The following is a 17,571-nucleotide window of genomic DNA, read 5'->3' on the forward strand; positions in this document are numbered from 1 at the left end:
CACCCTAAAGTCCCGATCGCGGCGTTCCGGGTTAGCGCGGCGGGTTTTCGCGGTTTTGGGGCTGGTGTGACGGGTGAGACATCGCGTCGAGCCTCCTCCCCACCCAGGGCGGAGCCTCCCCCCTCCACAGAACGGGATCGCGCGGCGACGATGTCGACCGGCGCGAGCATCATGGAGTCATGACCTCGACCGCCGCATACTCGGTGCACCCGACACCGATCGGCGAGGCCCTCATCGTCGTCGCCGATGGGGGCCTCGTCGCCCTCGACGTGCTGGACGTGTCGCTGACCGCGGCCGACCGCCACCTCGAAGCGATCAGCGCTCGCCGCAACAGCGCCATCGTGCCAGATGCCGCGGCCACCGCCGACGTGGCCGCCCAGCTCGACGAATACTTCGCGGGCACGCGTCGACACTTCACTCTCGATCTCGACCTGCGCGGAGTCGATGGTTTCGCGCGCCGCGCGCTCGAGGCGATGGACGAGATCCCCTACGGCGAGACGGCGTCGTACGGCGAGCTGGCCATCCTCGCCGGCTCCCCGGGAGCCCACCGCGCGGCGGGATCGGCGTGCGCCCGCACCCCCATCTCGATCGTGATCCCGGCGCATCGCGTCGTGCGCGCCGATGGGTCCATCGGCGAGTACGGCGGACACCCCGAACGCAAACGGTTTCTCCTCGATCTCGAAGCCCGCGTCGCCCGCGAAGGCTTCCCTCGGTCCGCCGCCGTGTAGGCCGGTCGCGGCGCGGGCTCCCACAGCGCCGAGTGGGAGCCCGACGGAGCCGGTGACAGCGGCCGGTGATATTCTCGAGCCCACGGGTGACGCGGTCGTCGCCCTCGATGTCAGGGAGGCGAGATGGCGACGCCGACCCCGCTCACTGACAGGGATCTGCTGGCCCATGCCGTCGAGGATCTGGCCACACGGACGGGGCTTCCCGTCGCCTTCGGCGGTTTCGAGCGAGCGAACGCGGTCGAGGTCACCTCGATCGTCGGCAACCGCACACCCCACCTGTCAGGGCTGGTCGTGCACGCCAGCCGCGGGCTCGGCGGACGCGCCCTCGTCGAGCGGCGCCCGCGACTCGCTCTCGACTACCGGTCCTCGCGCAACATCACCCACGATTACGATCGCGCGATCCTCGGCGAGGGGATCTCGACGCTGTTCGCTGTGCCCGTGCTCGTCGCCGGGCGCGCACGCGGCGTCCTCTACTGCGGTTCCTGGTCGCAGTCGCCCTTCGGGGAGGCCACCGCACGCATGGCGCTCCAGGTCGCGAGCGATCTGGCGACGGAGTTGCGCGTCAGAGAAGAGGTGCAGCGCCGGCTCGCCGTCGCCCCGGCATCCACGCCCGGTGTCGACCCCGTGCTGCGCGAGCACCTGCGCGACACGTACGCACAGTTGCGTCGCATCGCCGCCGACGTTCCCGATGCCGCCATCCGGCGCCGTCTCGCCGAGATCGAACAGCGCCTCGCCGATCTGACCCGCGACGACGGTGCGAGCACGGAGACGCTCGACGTGAAGCTGTCGCCGCGTGAGATCGATGTGCTCGCGTGCGCGGCACTGGGCCAGACCAACGCCGAGATCGCTGTCGCACTCGGCTTGCGGGAGGGCACCGTCAAGTCGTATCTGCAGTCGGCGATGGCCAAACTCGACACGGGCACGCGCCACGCCGCGGTGACACGGGCGCGACGCGCGGGATTGCTCCCCTGATCAGCCGTCGGTATCAGTAGGCTCTGCCCATGGCCCGCAAAATCGTTCACCAGCTCGTCGATGACCTGGACGGCACCGTTCTCGAAGTCGGTGACGGTGAGACCGTCCTGTTCTCGCTGGACGGCACCGCGTACGAGATCGACCTCACGACCGACAACGCCGCCGCGCTTCGCGACGCGCTCGCGCCCTACGTCGCCGCGGCGCGCAGCGTCTCGTCGCGCGCGGCCGCGCCGCGCCGCGCCGGCGCCCGCGGACAGCGCCGCTCTCAGCAGCGCGATTACGGTCCCATCCGCGAGTGGGCCGCCAAGAACGGTTTCACGGTGTCGGAGCGCGGACGCGTCCCCGCCTCGGTCCTCGAGGCCTACGACGCCGCGCACTGACGGCCCGCGGCACCCACGCCGACGCTCGTCGGCGCCATCACGGCGCCAGCCGCGCGAGCGCTAGGGTGATCTCGTGGCCTCGGACTGGACCCGTCGCGTGCTCGTGGTCGAAGACCAGGCCGCGCTGCGCATGCTCGTGTGCGAGCTGCTCGAGCGTCACGGGTTCGAGACGGCCGCCGCGGGGGACGCGGCGACGGCGACGCGCCTGTTCACCGAGTTCGACCCCGACGCGCTCCTCACCGACATCGACCTCGGCAGTCGCCCCTCCGGCGCCGAGCTGGCCGCCATGCTGTCCGAGCTCGCACCACATCTGGCGATCGTCTTCCTGAGCAGTTATCCGCGCGCAGCGGCCGGCGCGACGGCGATGGGCATCGCCCACGCGGTCTTCGTCTCCAAGCAGGACCTCGACTCCGCGGACGGCCTCGTGTCGGCGCTGGAGCAGGCACTGTCGACGCGGCGGGCCCCGGCGGCGACGACGCCGCCCGCACCCGACGCACGCGACGGGCTCGGAGCCCTGACGCGCCATCAGCTCGAGATCCTGGCGATGGTCGCCCGCGGCTGGTCGAACGAGCGCATCGCGGAAGAGACCGCGTCCAGCGTGCGCGCCGTGGAACGCTCGATCAGCCGCCTGTTCGACCGTTTGGACGTCACGGGCGACCCGACCGTCAGCCCCCGTGTCGCCGCTGCGGCGATGTACCTCGCCGCGTTCGGCCCCGCCCGGTGAGGGTTCGCGCGTGAGACGGTTCTCCGCGTCGATCGGCCGTGTCGTGGCCGACGGCCGGTTTCTGAGCCCGTGGTCGCTCGCGGCGACGTTCCCGTTGTCGATGACCATCATGGCGCCCGTGGGCGCGGGCGTGGATGTCGCGGCGCTGGTTCCGGCAACGCTCGCCACGACGGCATGCTTCGTCCTCGCACTCGGGGCCCTCGCGCTGCTCGAGCGGCGTCTGACCGCCCCGCTCGTGCGAGCCGTGGTGGTGGTCGTCGGCGTCGTCGCGTGCGCTGCACTGCGTCCGCTCGTGCAGGACGGATGGGCCGCGCTATGGTCGCTGCCGGTTCCTGCGGCGGCGCAACTGCCGTTTCGTCTCGCGACGAATGTCGTCGTCTGGCCGGTCGTCCTCGCGATGATCGCCGTGCTCGAGAACGCCGTGCACACACTCCGTCGCACCAACGCGCTGCTGCGCGAGGTGGCGGCAGAGTTGGCCGCCGCCCCCGACCGCGCCGTCGTCATCGACCGGTATGCGCGCCGCGAGGTGGATGCCGCGGCATCCGCTCTCGGCCGAGCGATCGAACGATGGGATCCCGCGGCGGGGCCGGGCGGCGTGCGCGCGCTCGGTGCGGAGGACTTCCGCACGTGGAGCCACCGCCTGCAGCGGATGGCCGATGATGCGCCGACGAGCGCGGCGCCGCAGGGGACTGCCACCACCGCTGACATCCCGACCCGCCGCCACTCCCTGACGCTGCCCCCCTTCCGTCTCCCGCCACGCGGTGCGGTCGCGATCGTCTACATCGCCTGCACACTTCCCTACGCGCTGCGGACGACAGGCCCCGGCGCACTGATCGCGGGCCTCGGCGCCGTCGTCGCCGTGACCGGCCTTGTCGACCATGTCGCGCGCCGCCGAGCGTTCGCGCGCAGCGCCCGCCGCGCCGCCACGGTCTATCTCCTGGGAGCGGCGATCGGCGGAGTGGCGTTGTCGGCGCTGACGACGATCTCCGGACATCGCGGTCTCATCACGCTTCTGCCCGCCGTCGACTACGTCGCCTTCGCCCTCGCGGCCGGCCTGTGCGCCGGCGCCGTGCAGAGACTGCGACGAGAACAGCGACGACTCTCGGGCACGATCACCCGCGCCCAGCGCGCGTCCCGCGAGGGCATCGGCCCCGTCAGGGAGGGCCTGCGTCGCACGGCCGAACTGCTGCACCGCGACGGGCAGGGAGCGTGCGTGCAGTTCGCGCTCACCCACCCGCAGCCGTCCGCCGCCGAGTCCGCCGCGCTGCGCGACGACTTGATCGCTCTCGTACATCGTCTGGCTTCGACCTATACCGATGCCGACCCCGGCGCCGATGCCGCGGCGTTACGGGCGCTGCTGGCGACATGGGGGCGGGTGATCGCGCTGCGTACGACGCTCGACCCGCGGGCGCTGGACGCGCTCGACGCGCATCCCCGGCTCGCCCGCGATGTGTACGACGTCATCGCCGAGGGGCTGCTGAACGCCGTCAAGCACAGCGACGAGAAGCGCGCGGACGTGGCCCTCGATATCGTCGCGACGGGGGCGGGCAGCCGACTGCGCGCGCGCGTGCGCTCGCGAGGACGAACGGCGGCGGATGCCGAGCTGCGGCCGGCATCGCACGTGCGCGACCTCGGCGCGCGGCTGCGTACGGACGGTCGCGACACGGTGCTCGAGGCGAGCTTCGCGCTGCCGACCGGCGCTGCTGTCGTGTCAGCCGAACATCACGAAAAGCAGGCCACACCCCCGTCATAACGTCGTCATCGCACCCCCGGACACCCGGCCCGGGGACAGCGATGAAACGGAACCGACGTGAACGACCTGCACAACCTTCTTCCCCTCGCGGTGGGCATGCTGCTGTCCCCGCTGCCCATCGTGGCGATCGTGGCCATCGTGCTCGCCCCGCGTGGACGCTCGTGCGCTCCCGCCTACACCGCGGCCTACACGCTCGTCGCGTTCGCCGCCACGGGGCTGGGCGCGCTCGGCGCGGCGCGCGCGTCGGCATCGAGCGGCCCCGCAGCGCAGACGGTCTCACTGATCCTGGCGATCGTCCTCGCCCTCGGCTTCACGGTGTTCGCCGTCGCCAGCTGGATGTCGCGTCCGAAGGACGGCACGCCCGCGACGGCACCGAAGTGGCTCGCGGCGATCGACAGCGTCACCCCGCTCTCGGCCGCCGGCCTCGGACTCGTGATGGCGGCGACCAACACCAAGAACATCCCCCTCGAGCTCAAGGCCGGCGCGCTCATCGGCGAAGCGCACCTCGCGCCGCTCGCCGCCGTCGGGCTGTGCCTTGCCATCGCGCTGGCCGGTTCAGTGCTGCTCGTGGTTCCGGCCCTCGTCCAGCTGACCGGCACGGCCCGCGTGCACTCCGCCCTGCAGGCGCTGAAATCGCAGCTGATCACGCACAACGCCGCCATGATGACGGTACTGTTCGCGATCCTCGCGGCGAACGAGCTGGCACAGGTCATCCATCGCCTGGCCGCCTAAGCGCCCCACCTCGCCTTCTCCGCCTGTCGTTCTGAAAGGACCTCACATGTCGAACACCACCCAGACCCCTGACACCCTTACCCCCTGCATCGTCACCGCCCCGGCGGGCACCTTCCGCGGCGCCGTCCGCAACGACGTCCGTTCGTGGCGCGGCATCCGCTACGCCGAAGCCCCGGTCGGCGAGCGCCGCTGGCGCGACCCGGTGCCGGCAGCCGCCGCGACCGGAGAGGTCGACGCCACCGCGTTCGGGCCGGCCTGTCCCCAGGTGCGCACGCCCGCCATCGCCCTGGGCGACGACGCCGTGCTCGACGAGGACTGCCTGATGCTCAACGTCTGGGCACCCGACGCCGACGCCGCGGCGGGCGCACGACCGGTGATGGTGTGGCTGCACGGCGGCGCGTACACCTTCGGGGCGTCCAGCCAGCGCACGTACGATGCGACCTCGCTGGTCACGCGGGGTGACGTGGTCGTGGTGACCATCAACTATCGCCTGGCCGCTTTCGGCTTCCTCGATCTGTCGGGTCTTCTCCCCGACGGCGGCTTCGATCGCAACCTGGCGCTGAAGGACGTGCTGCTCGCCCTGCGTTGGGTGCAGGAGAACATCGCCGCGTTCGGCGGCGACCCCGACCGGGTGACCGTGTTCGGCGAGTCCGCCGGCGGCGGACTGGTCACGACCCTGCTGGCGACCCCGTCGGCCGCGGGGCTCTTCCACCGCGCGATCGCGCAGTCCTCCCCCGCTTCCAGCATGTACGGCATCGACCGCGCGCGCGATGTCGCGGAGCGCTTTGTGCGTGAGCTCGGCATCGACCAGACGGATGCCGCGTCCACCGCCGCGGCGCTGCGCGCGGCATCCGCCGACGAGCTCGTGACGGCCGGGATGACGGTGTACGCGCAGGTGCCCGACGAGGCGCCCGGCACGCTGGCGTTCGCGCCGATCGTCGACGGCGACCTGCTGCCGGAGGCACCGGCCACGGTGCTGCACGAGGGTCGCGGACTGCCGGTTCCCCTCATGATCGGCACCAACAAGGATGAGGCGTCGCTGTTCAAGTTCATGAAGTCGCCCCTCATCCCGATCACCGAAGAGCGCATCATGGCGATGTTCTCCGACATGGCCGCCGACAATCCCACCGTCGAGCTGCCCTCGGTCGCCCAGGTGCAGACGGCGTACGAGAACGTGCGCAAGAACGCGGTGGGGCTCGGGGTCGCCCGCGACATCGGCTTCCGCATGCCCACCGTGTGGATCGCCGAGGGGCACGCCGCGGCGGCCCCGGTGTGGCTGTACCGCTTCGATCACGCGACACCCTTCCTGCGACTGATCGGTCTCGGCGCGACGCACGGCAGCGAACTGGCCTACCTCTGGGGCGTCTTCGCGAGCGGCCCCAAGGACCCCACGTTCCGTCTCGGCGGCAAGCGCGCCGGCGAGGTGATCTCCGCCCGCATGCAGGAGCGGTGGGCCGCCTTCGCGCACGGGCGCACACCCGACGCCGACGGCGTCACCGCAGCCCCGCACTGGCCGGCCTACGATCCCGCCGACGGCCGCGCGACGCTGGTCATCGAGCGCCACGACACCGTCGTCGACGACCTGGACGCCGCTCTGCGTGCCGCGTGGGGCGATCAGGTCCTCGACTTCCACTGAACCCACGCGGCCGTCACACGCTTTCGAAGGAGCTCCTCATGTCCGACACCTGCAGCGCCGCGACTCCCCTCAGCCGCGACCGCCTCGCGCCCGCCATCGCCGCGGCCGGCGCCACCGTCAGCCCCGCGCACTACGGCGCGCCCGCAGAATCGGGCGAGCGGAGCGCTCCGACCGCCACAGCGGACCTCCTGGTCGTCGGCCGGATCGCGACCGGCGACCCCGCGGCTCCGAGCGCGGAGGCGATGGCGGTGCGCGACGGCCGCATCGTCGCACTGGGATCGGCGGCGGAGCTGGACGGGCTGACCGGCCCGGCGACGAAGATCCTGTCCCCCGACGGCGTGGTGATACCCGGTCTCATCGAGCCGCACGCGCACATCTGGGTGTCGCTGCTCACACTCGAGTGGGTCGACGTCTCGCACGCCACCTGTCCGCGCTTCGACGACGTCATCACCGTCCTGAAGACGGCTGCGCACGCGACACCCGCCGGTCAGTACGTGCTGGCGAAGCTGTTCGACCCGAGCCTGTACCCCGGTGAGCCGGCCCTCACCCGCGACATCCTCGACCGGGTCGCGACCGACCGTCCCGTGGTCGTGCTGAATGCGTCGATGCACTTCGCCTACGCCAACAGCGCGGCCCTGGATGCCGCCGGCATCACCGACGCCACACCGCAGCCGAGCGGGGGCACGCTGGAGAAGCGCGACGGCAGACTCACCGGCGTGGTCGGCGAGTCGCCCGCGGTGACGATGCTGCTCGCGCACCTGCCGCGTCCGACAGCGGCGGAGGTGGGCCGCGGCATCCGTCACGTGTTGAACGAGTTCGCCGGGGCCGGCGTGACCTCGATGCGCGAAGCGATGACCGGCACGCTGGCCGGCGTGAGCGAGATCGCGATGCTGCACCAGCTCAACGGCGCCGAACGCCTGCCGGTGCGAGTGTCGACGGCGCAGTTCTCCTCCCTGGCGGGGTGCGCGACGCCCGCGGAGGTCGCCCAGGCGTGGAAGGCGGCCGGCGTCACGCCGTTCAGCGGAGATGCGATGGTGCGCGCCGACGCGTGGAAGGTCGTGGCGGACGGCTCGAACCAGGGTCGGTCCGGATACTTCCTGCAGCCGTATCTCGGCGAGACCTCGGGAAGCCACGCGAACTGGACGCCGGAGAGCCTGCGCGAAGTGATGCGCGCCGGTCTCGACGACGGTTGGCAGCTGATGATCCACACGAACGGCGACGCGGCGGTCGAGTTCGCCCTCCAGGCCGCCGAAGAGCTGCTGCCGGGGCGCGACGCTCTCCGGCACCGCTTCGAGCACGCCTCAGTGACCACCGACGACCAGCTCGCGCGGATGGCCGCGGTGGGAGTGTCGCCGAGCTTCCTGATGGACCACGTCTACTACTGGGGTGCGGCGTTCCGCGACACGATCCTCGGCCCCGCGCGCGCCGCGCGACTGGACCGCGTCGCGTCGGCCCTCCGCGCGGGGCTGCGCCCCAGTCTGCACTCCGACTACAACGTGACGACGGTGCAGCCGTTGCGCAGCGCCCGCACCGCGGTGCTGCGCCGTCTGGAGGCCGACGGCACGGTGCTCGCGCCGGACGAGCGCGTCAGCGCCGCCGAGGCGCTGTCGGCGATCACCGCGGATGCCGCCTGGCAGATCCACGCCGACGATCGCGGCACGCTCACGGCCGAACGCCGCGCCGACTTCGCCGTCGTCGACGCCGACCCGTGGACGAGCGATCCCGAGAGCTGGGATCGCATCGCCGTGAACGCCACCTACATCGACGGCGTCCCCGCCTTCACCGCCTGAACGATTCTCCGCACGTCTCTCTCACTCGAAAGCCCCCCATGACAACGACACCACCGACGTCCGTCGTGCGCTCCGCGCACACCCTCGCGATCCCCCTGCTGGGCGTGCTCGCCGCAGTTCAGGGCTCCGCCCCGAACATCGCCGCCACCGCACTCGTGGGCGCGAGCCGCGGCCTCGACATGGTCGGCGGCGATCAGGCGCTCGCGGCATCCGTGCAAACCCTCGCGATCGCCGCCTCGGTCATCACCACAGGCCTGCTCGCCGACCGGATCGGCCGCCGCCGCATGCTCGTCGCCGCCCTCGTGACAGGTCTCGTCGGCCAGCTGATCGTGGCCGCCGCGCCGATGGCGCTTGTCTACATCCTCGGCCAGGCGGTGACGGGCGTCGGCCTGGGCGCCGTGTACGCCGCCGCGTTCGCCTACATCCAGGTGCTGGCCGCGCCGGGCCGGCTGCCCGCCGCCGTCGCGACGTTCGCCGCGTGTTCGGGCGCGGCCGGAGTGCTGTTCACCTTCTCGGGGGGCCTGCTTGCCGGAGTCGACTGGCGCCTCGCGTTCGTGCTCATTCCCGTGCTGTCGGCACTGTGCATCCCCGCCGTCCTCGTGCTTCTGCCGTCGGTCGCCCCCACCGTCACCGAGAAGCGCGACGTGGGCGGACAGGTTGCGCTCATCACCGGCATGGTCGTGTTCCTGTTCGGCGTCTCGCAGCTCGCCTCGTCGCTGACCAGCCCGCTGACGTGGGGAGCCATGGCGCTCGGCGTCGTGCTTCTCGGCGTTTTCGTGTGGTCGCAGACGCGGGTCGCGAACCCGTTCTTCCCGGTCGCGCTCTTTCGCCGACCCCTTTTCCTCGCGGCGCTCTGCGCAGGCTTCGTCTTCAACGCCGGCGGCGCCGTCGCCTTCTTGCAGCTGTCGAACCTGTGGCAGTACGTGCTGGCTCTGACCCCCAGCAGCGTCGCGGTGTGGCAGCTGCCGGTGTCGCTCGCCTCGATCGTCGGGGCGATCGTGCTGGGGCGCCTGATGACCCGCGGCATGAGCCCGCAGACCTCCCTGCTGGTCGGCGGCATCCTCTCCGCCGCGGGCTTCGGGGCGGCCTTCCTCGCCCGAGACGCCTCCACGCCGCTGGCGTTCGTACCCGCCGGCATCCTCATCGCCTTCGGTATCACCGCCGCGGCGCTTCCGTACGGCACGCTCGTGCTCAGTGAGGCTCCGGCCGACTTCTACGGACCGGTGACCAGTTCGCGCACGACCTTCGGGCAGCTCTTCTCCTCGCTCGGTACCGCGCTGTCGACCGCCGTGATCACCCAGCTCACGATCTCGGGGATCACCGCCCGCCTGTCGGCGGCGGGACTGACGGATGCCGCGGTGCACACCGCTCTTGTCGGCGTGGGCACCTACGCGAAGGACGGCACGCGCCCCGACGCGCAGGTGTTCGATGCCGCGGTGGCCGCCTACCGCGACGGGTTTGGCGCGCTGATGGTCGGCATGGCTGTCGTCGCGCTGGCGGCGAGCATCGTCGGCTCGGTCCTGATCGCTCGCGCGTCGCGGGCCGTGCCGACCTCCGGGAGCGGTGGCGCACCGTCATGACGCGTGCTGCGGCGGGTACAGCCGTCGCAGCACGAGTCGCTGGCCGAGGGTCCAGGTGACGGTCGTCAGCAGGTAGACCGCTGCCGCGAGGGGAACGAACAGGGCCGCGACGGCAGTGAGGAACGGCGCCGACGCGGTCAGCGTGCGTTGCCATGCCGGCAGCGTCGCCGCGGCTGTCGGTCGCAGCAGACGCCGCGTGAGTTCACCGACGAACGCGATGAGCAGCACGATGACACCGAACACCGCAGCGTCCGCCGGACCGACGCCGCTCGACACCGCGGCGACGGCGCTCTGACCCAGCGACACACCGAAGAGGTGTTCGGCCAGCAGCGGGTTCGCGTGCCCGGCGATCGATCCGTGCAGGAAGACGGCGTACACGAGCCCGACGATCGGCGCCTGAATCAGAAGCGGAAGACACCCGGCCGCCGGCGAGACGCCTTCGGCGCGGTAGAGCGCGAGGGTCTCGCGCTGCAGCCGCTCGGGGTGCGCGCGCCACCGCTGCTGCAGGTCACGCAGCCGCGGCGCCAGGCGCGAGCGCGCCTGATCGGCTTTCGCCTGGGCGACACCGGCCGGGACGAGCGCCGTCCGCACGAGGAGGGTGACGAGCACGACGGCCGCGGCGGCGGCCGCCGGGCCGGCGACGGGGGCGAGAAGGGCGGTGAGGGCCATGAGCCCGCGTGCCGAGAGGTCGAGCAGAGCCGCCAGGGGCGGCAGGGTGAAGAGGTCCACGAGTTGTCCATTCCGACGAGGCGATCAGGGTGAGCTGTTCGGCCGCGACGGGATGCCGTGAGTGGCGTCCGGACGGGGTGACTACGCGGCCGGGAGAGCCGCGCTCGGACCTCTGCGGAGGATGTGACCGGGAGCGTCGGGATCGCTCTGGGCCACGGGGGCACGCCGCATGTCGCTGCGCGCCGGCCGGATGCGATCGTAGGAAGCGCGCTCACGCGGGGTCGCCGACACCGCGGCCATGACCATGACCACAGCGGCAGCAGCCGCGATGCCCGCGGCGACGACCGCCAGCGAGGTGAGCGGTGAGGCTCCCGCAGGCACGACGCCGATCGCGCGCAGCACGAGGACGAACGCGTCGATCATCGGCGGTCCTCCCTCTCAGCCGCGGTCGGACCCCCAGGCTAGCGGAAGGACCTCATCGCTCCGACGGTGCGGACGCGTCCGCGTCGGTGACGCCGGCGCGTCCGCCGAGTCCGCGGACGAGCACGCCGACCGACTCGGCGAGCGCGCGCGAGCTCAGCCGGCCCACGCCGGTGGCATTGACGAACGCGTGGATGTGCCCCTCGACGACCTGCAGCGTCGTCGGCACCCCGGCATCCCTCAGTCTTTCGGCGTAGGCGATGCCCTCGTCGCGCAGCACGTCGAAGCCCGAGACGGCGACGTGCGCGGGCGGCAGCTTCGTGAGCGCGGACGCCTCGGCCCGCAGCGGCGAAGCGAACGGCTCGAGCGCATGCGCGGGCGTCGGCAGGTAGTGCCCGCGGTACCAGTCCATCTGCTTCTCGGTGAGGAAGTAGCCGTCGGAGAACAGCCGGTAGGAGCGGTGCTTGCCGGACAGATCCGTGACCGGAAAGAACAGCAGCTGGAAGTCGGGCGCGCCCGCCGCGTCTCCCACGGTGGCAAGGCTCACCACCGCGCTCAGATTGCCGCCGGCGCTGTCACCCGCCACCGCGATCCGGCGCCCGGGCCGGTGCTCGCGCACCCAGCGATAGCTGTCGATGGCGTCCTCGACGCCGGCGGGGAACGGGTGCTCGGGCGCGAGGCGGTAGTCGACCGAGATGACCTCCAGGCCGCTGGTGGCGGCGATGAAACGGCACACCGAGTCGGCCGAATCGAGGCTGCCGACCACCCACCCACCGCCGTGGAAGTAGACGACGGTGCCGTCGGCCTCAGGCAGGTTCTGATAGCGGCGCGCCGGCACGGCCCCCGCACGCGTGGAGATCTCGATGTCCTCGACGCTCGCGACAGGAAGCGAGCCGCCGAAGATACGGGCTTCGGCATCGATCTGGGCCCGCGCGCGATCCAACGGCAGGTCGGAGAAGTCGGAGCCGGGCAGCGCATTGAGCAGCCGCAGCGCCATCTGCACTTCGGTGTACAGGCGCTGGCCGTCCACGACGACGGGCCGACCGGCGATGACCCGTTGGATCGGTTCGGGCAGCGCACCGAGGGTGCGGATGACCGCACGCATCACGCGTTCGGAGGGGGCAGGAGTGTCGGGCATGGTGGCTCCTCGGGGTCGGCGGCATCGACGATTCGCGGGCGAGCGGTGCACCCGTCGGGACGGGATGCGCTCGACGATAGCGACCGCGGGGGCTTTGTCACGGTCCGTCTCCGCCACCGCGCGGACATCATCGGCCAAATACAATGGCGCACATGTCCGAGCGCCGCGCCGTGACGCCGTCGTCGGCGGTCATCACCCCGAACATCATCCGCTACCTGCTGCAGGTGGCCGATGAGCACGGCGTCTCCCTCGAGCGCGCCCTGCGCGCGGCATCCCTCACGCGGGCTGCGATCGACTCTCCCGCTCTGCGGGTGTCGTACCGGCAGGGGCGCGTGATCATCGAGCAGGCGCTCCTGCTGCTGGCCGTGCCGGCGCTCGGGCTCGAGGTGGGCCGCCGCCAGCCGATCACCGCCTCGGGGCTGCTCGGTCTCGCGATGATGTCGAGCGCGACCCTGCGCGATGCCGTGCGGGTCGGACTGCGGTTTCAGAATCTCGCGGGCTCGATGGTGCGCTGGAGTTCAGCGGAGGAGGCCGGCGGACTGGTGGTGACCGCCGCACTGCAGGAACAGGCCTCGGCGGTGGGCACGTTCCTCGTCGAAGAGGGGTTTGCGAACATCACGAGGATGGCGCGCGACGTCGCCGGTCTCGCGGCGCCCCAGCTGGTCGAACTGGCACACGCGGCCGAAGCCGAGCCGGCGGTGTACCGCGACTACTTCGGCGGCGCCGTGCGGTTCGCCGCGGCTCGCAACGCCTGGCATGTCCCCCTCGCCGCGGCGCACGCCGCACTTCCGAGCGCCGACACCTGGACGCACCGCGAGACGGTCGCACTGCTGGAGACGCAGACCGAGAGCATCATCGAGCGCCAAGAACTCGTCGCCGTGCTCGCGACGCAGATCGAAGACGCCCTGCCCGACGTGCTCCCGCTTGCGGCGCACGCGCGTGCACTCGCGACGAGCGAGCGGACGCTCCGGCGACGACTGATCGAGGTGGGAGCGAGCTACTCCGGCGTGCTCGACGACGTGCGAAAGCGCCTCGCCGCCGAGCTGTTCGCCTCCCCCGCGCTGACGACGGCCGAGATCGCGTTCCGGCTCGGCTATGGCGACGACCGCTCGCTGCGGCGCAGCACCCTGCGGTGGTTCGGCGCCTCCCCCGCGGCGCTGCACGCCGAGGCGCGACGCCCGCCGATCGCCTACTGACCGGCTCATCCGTCGACCGGATCATCCGGCGACCGGATCAGGGGGGATGGATCAGGTCACCCTGTGTGGCCGATCATGTCCGATTCCTGGATGCCGCGCGTCCGCTGTCCGCCGTGCGCTGCGCCGTACCGTGATCACCTCACCCGCACGAAGGAGCGCTGATGAACACGTCGCCCACCGCTGCCCGCCCCGTCGACTCCACGGTCTGCGTCATCGGCGCCGGCCCCGCCGGACTCGCCGTCGCTCGCGCACTCAGCGAGAAGGGCATCGACTACACGCACCTCGAACGCCACTCGCAGGCGGGAGGGCTGTGGGACATCGAGAACCCGGGCACCCCGATGTACGAGTCGGCGCACTTCATCTCCAGCCGCACCGTGTCGGGCTTCTCCGGCTTCCCCATGCCCGAGGACTACCCCGACTACCCGGGTCACGCGCAGATCCTCGCCTACCTGCGATCGTTCGCCGACGCCTACGGGCTCACGCCCCGCATCCGCTTCGACGCCGCCGTCACCGCGGTCGACGACCTCTCCTCGTCGACACCGGGCGCCCCGCGTTGGCGTGTCACCCTCGCCGACGGCACCGCGACCGAGCACGAGCGCGTCATCGTCTGCACCGGCAGCCAGTGGCATCCCTTCGTTCCCGAGATCCCGGGGTCGTACACCGGCGAGGTGCGCCACAGCCTCGAGTACCGCTCGCCGTCCGAGTTCGCCGGCAAGCGCGTACTGATCGTCGGCGGGGGCAACTCGGCCTGCGACATCGCGTGCGACGCGGCCCGCTCGGCCCAGCGCGCCGCGATCAGCATGCGCCGCGGCTACTGGTTCATCCCGAAGCACGTGTTCGGGCTTCCGTCCGACATCGTCGGCGGCAAGGGGTCGTTCCTGCCGAAGCCGCTGGAGCGGGCGATCCTGCAGCCGGTGCTGAAGCTGCTGACGGGAGACCCTGCACGGCTCGGCCTGCAGAAGCCCGACCACAAGCTGTTCGAGACCCACCCGGTGCTCAACTCGCAGCTGTTCCATTACCTGCAGCACGGCGACATCGTCGCGCGTCCCGGCATCCGCCGCGCCGACGAGCTCGCGGTGGAGTTCACCGACGGCACACGGGAGGAGTTCGACGTCATCCTCATGGCGACCGGGTACCGGCACCGCGTGCCGGTCGCGCAGCGCTACTTCGGCGACGAGCAGCACCCCGACCTCTACCTCAACTGCGTGTCCCGTGAGCACGCCGGTCTCTACGGCGTCGGCTTCATCGAGACCAACAGCGGCGCGTACGGACTGTTCGACCAGCAGGCGCATCTGCTCGCGTCGTTCATCGCGGGCAGCCGCACGGGCGAAGCCGCAGCGGGCGAGTTCGAGCGCCTGCGCATCGCCGACGCGCCCGACCTGTCCGGCGGCCTGCACTTCGACTCCTCGCCGCGCCACCGCGGCTACGTGGACGCCGATGCGTACGTGAAGTACGTGAAGAAGCTGGCCCGCCGCCTCGGCTGGGCGCTGGAGGGCCAGGCTCCGGATGCCGCGTCGCGCCGCACCGCGCGGGCCGCGGAGGTCGCGGCATGAGCTTCGACTACCGCGACACGGTCATCGTCGTCACGGGCGGCGCCGGGGGCATCGCGCGCGCGTTCGCGGGCGAGGCCGCGCAGCGCGGAGCGACCCTCGCTCTCGTCGACATCCGCTCCGAAGCCGCAGAGCGCGCCGCCGCCGCGCTGCCCGGTTCGGGCCATCGAGGGTTCGCCGGCGACCTCACCGACGACGATCAGGTGGAGCGTGTGCTCGGCGAGATCGGAGCGGCCTACGGGCGCATCGATGTGCTCATCAACAACGTGGGGATGACGAGCGCGGAACGCTTCGACGCCCGGTCGGTCGCGAGCATCCGGCTTGAGACCGAGGTGAATCTGCTGTCGCCGCTGGTGCTCACCCGCCTGGCCCTGCCGCTGCTCCACCGCTCGCGCGACCCCCGGGTGATCACGACTGTGTCGCTCGGCGGAATCTTCCCTCTGGGTGAGACGCCGATCTACACGGCCTCCAAGTTCGGACTGCGCGGCGCGATGCTCTCGATCGGGCTGGACCTGCGTCAGAAGGGGATCATCGCCGGCTCCGTGCTGCCGTCGGCGACCGATACACGCATGCTGCGGCAGGAGGCGATCGACGGCGGCAACTCGCTGCAGTTCCAGGACCCGCCGCAGCCGCCGCAGGCGGTCGCGCGAGCCATGATGCGCATGCTCGACCGGCCGCGCCTGGAGATCTACCCGAAACCGTCGGAGTCGGTGCTGATCCGCCTCGCCATGCTCGTGCCCAACGCGCTGCCGCAGCTGATGCGCGGCTTCCGTCGTCGCGGCGAGCGCGGCATGGCCCGCTACCTCGCCCAGTTGGAGCGGGACGGCCACGTCGTGCGCGACGGCGACGACCTCGTTCTGAAGGAGACCGCATGACCGCCCCCACCCTCACCCTCCGCTCCCCCGCCGACGGGACCGTCCTCGGCGAGACGCCGATCACGTCGGCGGCGGAGGTGCACGCCGCCTCCCGTCGCGCCGACGAGGTCTTCCGCTCACGGGTGTGGTCGGGTCGGACACCGCGAGAGCGCGCCGCCGTGCTGCTGCACCTCGCCGACCTGATGGCGCGCGACGCCGAGACACTGGCCCGCCTCGACTGCGAAGACGCGGGAAAGCCGATCACCGAGTGCCGTGAGAACGACGTGCCGTCGGCGATCGAGTCCATCCGCTGGTTCGCCGAAGCCGTCGACAAGCAGTACGGCACGACGACGGCATCCGGCCCCGACGTCCTCTCCTTCACCGAACGCGAGCCGTTCGGGGTGGTCGCGGCGATCCTCCCCTGGAACTATCCGCTCGCGATGGCGGCCTGGAAGGTCGGCCCGGCGCTCGCGGCCGGCAACAGCCTCATCCTCAAGCCCGCCGACGCGACGCCGCGGTCGGTGCAGCATCTCGCCGCGCTCGCGGCCGAGGCGGGGCTTCCCGACGGCGTGCTGCAGGTGCTGCCCGGCGACGGGCCGACGACGGGGGCGGCGCTGGCCGAGGACCCCCTCATCGGCGCGCTGTCGTTCACCGGGTCCACCGCGACGGGCCGCACGATTCTCGCTGCCGCCGCGGCGAGCAACCTCAAGCGCGTGAGTCTGGAGATGGGCGGCAAGAGCCCGCAGATCCTGATGGACGACGCGCTCTCCTTCGGCGACGAGCTGATCGAGGGGATGGTCGAGTCGGCGTTCCTGACCTCGGGACAGAACTGCACGGCAGGCTCGCGCATCCTCGTCCACCGCTCGATCCACGACGAGGTGGTGACCCGCTTCGCCGCCGCGGCAGCGGCACTGCGCGTCGGCCACCCCGCCGACCCCGCGACGCAGCTCGGTCCCGTTCTCACCGCGGCCGCGGCACGACGGATGACGGATGCCGTGGCGCAGGCGCACCGCGAGGGGGCGACGATCGTCACCGGCGGCATCGAGATCGACGTCGTGCCCGGTGGCCACTACGTCGCACCGACGGTGGTGACCGGCGTGGCCGCCGGGTCGGCCATCACCCGCCAGGAGCTGTTCGGACCGATCGTCACCGTGCAGGCATTCGATACGCGCGAAGAGGCGCTCGCGCTCGCGAACGACATCCCCTACGGGCTCGCAGCCTCGGTGTGGACGACGCGGCTCGATGATGCCCTCGCGCTCGCTCGCGGCGTGGAGGCCGGGCTGGTCTCGGTCGGTGCGTACAGCGAGGGCGACCTCGCGGTTCCCTTCGGGGGATGGAAGCAGTCCGGCTTCGGCGGCGTCGAGAAGTCGCTGCGCGCCTTCGAGCAGTGGACCCGAGAGAAGAGCGTCTGGATCCGCCACCGCCCGTGAGAGCGGGCTTCGGCCCGTT

At 71.7% G+C, this 17,571-nt stretch carries 16 protein-coding genes; 13 read left to right on the plus strand and 3 right to left on the minus strand.

What is annotated here, in order from left to right; all coding sequences use genetic code 11:
* Positions 1-179: 179 nt before the first annotated feature.
* From ACT53O_RS10065 to ACT53O_RS10105, 9 genes are all read left to right on the plus strand, one after another.
* Positions 180-728, plus strand: coding sequence for a methylated-DNA--[protein]-cysteine S-methyltransferase (locus ACT53O_RS10065; RefSeq protein WP_476152190.1), 549 nt, complete (start codon positions 180-182; stop codon positions 726-728).
* A 123-nt stretch (positions 729-851) separates the two neighbouring features.
* Positions 852-1,700: a LuxR C-terminal-related transcriptional regulator gene (locus tag ACT53O_RS10070; RefSeq protein ID WP_476152192.1), complete on the plus strand. Its 849-nt coding sequence runs from the start codon at positions 852-854 to the stop codon at positions 1,698-1,700.
* Positions 1,701-1,729: 29 nt separating this feature from the next.
* Positions 1,730-2,080, plus strand: coding sequence for a histone-like nucleoid-structuring protein Lsr2 (locus ACT53O_RS10075; protein ID WP_036318047.1), 351 nt, complete (start codon positions 1,730-1,732; stop codon positions 2,078-2,080).
* Between the two features lie 73 nt (positions 2,081-2,153).
* Entirely contained in the window at positions 2,154-2,804 is a 651-nt protein-coding gene (locus tag ACT53O_RS10080) for a response regulator (RefSeq protein ID WP_112931055.1), read from the plus strand.
* A 10-nt stretch (positions 2,805-2,814) separates the two neighbouring features.
* Entirely contained in the window at positions 2,815-4,557 is a 1,743-nt protein-coding gene (locus tag ACT53O_RS10085) for a sensor histidine kinase (protein ID WP_476152195.1), read from the plus strand.
* Between the two features lie 57 nt (positions 4,558-4,614).
* The gene (locus ACT53O_RS10090) at positions 4,615-5,289 is read left to right on the plus strand and encodes a GAP family protein (RefSeq protein ID WP_476152197.1); all 675 of its coding nucleotides are present in this window, start codon (positions 4,615-4,617) and stop codon (positions 5,287-5,289) included.
* Positions 5,290-5,335: 46 nt separating this feature from the next.
* Positions 5,336-6,925, plus strand: coding sequence for a carboxylesterase/lipase family protein (locus tag ACT53O_RS10095; RefSeq protein WP_476152199.1), 1,590 nt, complete (start codon positions 5,336-5,338; stop codon positions 6,923-6,925).
* A gap of 38 nt (positions 6,926-6,963) precedes the next feature.
* Entirely contained in the window at positions 6,964-8,715 is a 1,752-nt protein-coding gene (locus ACT53O_RS10100; protein WP_476152201.1) for an amidohydrolase, read from the plus strand.
* Positions 8,716-8,753: 38 nt separating this feature from the next.
* Entirely contained in the window at positions 8,754-10,295 is a 1,542-nt protein-coding gene (locus ACT53O_RS10105; protein WP_476152203.1) for an MFS transporter, read from the plus strand.
* Here the strand turns inward: ACT53O_RS10105 and ACT53O_RS10110 are convergent.
* The 3 genes from ACT53O_RS10110 to ACT53O_RS10120 all read right to left on the minus strand — a co-directional run bounded on the left by ACT53O_RS10110 (position 10,290) and on the right by ACT53O_RS10120 (position 12,522).
* Positions 10,290-11,024: a YidC/Oxa1 family membrane protein insertase gene (locus ACT53O_RS10110; protein WP_476152205.1), complete on the minus strand. Its 735-nt coding sequence runs from the start codon at positions 11,022-11,024 to the stop codon at positions 10,290-10,292. The genes ACT53O_RS10105 and ACT53O_RS10110 overlap by 6 nt on opposite strands.
* 81 nt (positions 11,025-11,105) lie before the next feature.
* Positions 11,106-11,387, minus strand: a complete 282-nt coding sequence (locus ACT53O_RS10115) for a hypothetical protein (protein ID WP_476152207.1) — start codon at positions 11,385-11,387, stop codon at positions 11,106-11,108.
* 52 nt (positions 11,388-11,439) lie between these two features.
* Complete coding sequence (locus ACT53O_RS10120) at positions 11,440-12,522, minus strand: alpha/beta hydrolase (protein ID WP_476152209.1); 1,083 nt, start codon at positions 12,520-12,522, stop codon at positions 11,440-11,442.
* 152 nt (positions 12,523-12,674) lie between these two features.
* On the opposite strand from ACT53O_RS10120, the gene ACT53O_RS10125 reads away from it, so the two are divergent.
* The 4 genes from ACT53O_RS10125 (at position 12,675) to ACT53O_RS10140 (ending at position 17,552) form a co-directional block, all read left to right on the plus strand.
* The gene (locus tag ACT53O_RS10125; protein ID WP_476152211.1) at positions 12,675-13,718 is read left to right on the plus strand and encodes an AraC family transcriptional regulator ligand-binding domain-containing protein; all 1,044 of its coding nucleotides are present in this window, start codon (positions 12,675-12,677) and stop codon (positions 13,716-13,718) included.
* 161 nt (positions 13,719-13,879) lie between these two features.
* A complete protein-coding gene (locus ACT53O_RS10130) occupies positions 13,880-15,271 on the plus strand; it encodes a flavin-containing monooxygenase (protein ID WP_476152213.1) in 1,392 nt (463 codons plus the stop codon).
* Positions 15,268-16,143 carry an SDR family NAD(P)-dependent oxidoreductase gene (locus ACT53O_RS10135; protein WP_295775824.1) on the plus strand — a complete coding sequence of 292 codons (876 nt, stop codon included), beginning with the start codon at positions 15,268-15,270 and terminating at the stop codon, positions 16,141-16,143. Before ACT53O_RS10130 ends, ACT53O_RS10135 begins: the two co-directional genes overlap by 4 nt.
* Positions 16,140-17,552, plus strand: a complete 1,413-nt coding sequence (locus ACT53O_RS10140; RefSeq protein WP_476152215.1) for an aldehyde dehydrogenase family protein — start codon at positions 16,140-16,142, stop codon at positions 17,550-17,552. Before ACT53O_RS10135 ends, ACT53O_RS10140 begins: the two co-directional genes overlap by 4 nt.
* The last annotated feature ends 19 nt before the right edge of the window (positions 17,553-17,571 follow it).

The sequence above is a fragment of the Microbacterium sp. DMC48 genome (assembly GCF_056313825.1).